Source organism: Streptomyces colwelliae (assembly GCF_048158785.1).
Taxonomy (GTDB): Bacteria; Actinomycetota; Actinomycetes; order Streptomycetales; family Streptomycetaceae; genus Streptomyces.
In genome coordinates this window covers 1-1166 of the sequence record NZ_JBLTJC010000814.1, presented here as the reverse complement: position 1 = coordinate 1166, position 1166 = coordinate 1, and the positions used below count along the sequence as shown (strand labels likewise).

The window sequence follows — 1166 nt, the reverse complement described above, 5'->3', positions numbered from 1 at the left end:
CCCCCCACCCTCCGCAGACATCCCTTGGAATTGATCATCCAGGGGCTCGGGTACGACATCCACGCCACGACCAGAGGCTCAGGCGCGACAGACCGCGCCCCTCCACATCGGCCGGAGTGGCGGGCCGATCGCCCGGCCGCCAGGCTGACCGCAGACCCATACGGCTCCGCAGGACGGACAGACGCACAAGGGGACTGGATCCACATGCAGATCGATCTGACGGGACGCACCGCCCTGGTGACGGGCTCGACGCAGGGCATCGGCGCGGCGATCGCCGCCGGACTCGCGCGCTCCGGCGCCCGGGTGGGGGTGAACGGCCGGGACGAGAAGCGCGTCGCGGAGAGTGTCGCCCGGCTGGCGGCGGAGGTCCCTGGTGCGGCCTTCGTGCCCGTGGCCGCCGACGTGTCGAACGAGGAGGGCGCGCAGCGCGCCCTGAAGGCGCTGCCGGAGGTGGACATCCTCGTCAACAACCTGGGCATCTTCGGCTCCGCCGACCCGCTGGAGATCACCGACGAGGAGTGGCGGCGCTATTTCGAGGTGAACGTGCTGGCAGCCGTACGGCTGACCCGTCTGTACCTGCCCGGCATGACCGCGCGCGGCTGGGGCCGGATTCAGTACATCGCCAGCGACTCGGCGGTCGTCATCCCGGCCGAGATGATCCACTACGGCATGTCCAAGACCGCGCTCCTCGCCGTCGGCCGCGGCTTCGCGAAGCAGGCGGCGGGCACGGGGGTGACGGTCAACTCGGTCATCGCCGGACCCACCCACACCGGTGGCGTCGAGGACTTCGTCTACGAACTCATCGACCGCGACCTGCCCTGGGACGAGGCCCAGCGCGAGTTCATGCGCAAGCACCGGCCCCAGTCCCTCCTGCAACGGCTGATCGAGCCCGAGGAGATCGCCCACATGGTCGTCTACCTCAGCTCCGACCAGGCTTCGGCCACCACGGGCGGAGCCCTGCGCGTCGACGGCGGATACATCGACTCGATCCTGCCCTGACGCCCTCAACTCATAGGCGCCGCACGCACTTCCCCGCCCAGAACTATGGTGTCCCACCACATGTGCCGCTGACGTGCCCCTTCCTACCGTGTGCCATCACGTACCCGTCCCCACGGCACACAAGGAAGTGGCGCACATGGCCTCCGCACCCACCGCTCCCCCACCCC

At 69.6% G+C, this 1166-nt stretch carries 1 protein-coding gene; it reads left to right on the top strand.

Annotated elements, in window-relative coordinates; all coding sequences use genetic code 11:
• Window positions 1–204 precede the first annotated feature (204 nt).
• Window positions 205–999, top strand: a complete 795-nt coding sequence (locus tag ACNFOC_RS54560) for an SDR family NAD(P)-dependent oxidoreductase (protein ID WP_416966338.1) — start codon at window positions 205–207, stop codon at window positions 997–999.
• Window positions 1000–1166 lie beyond the last annotated feature (167 nt).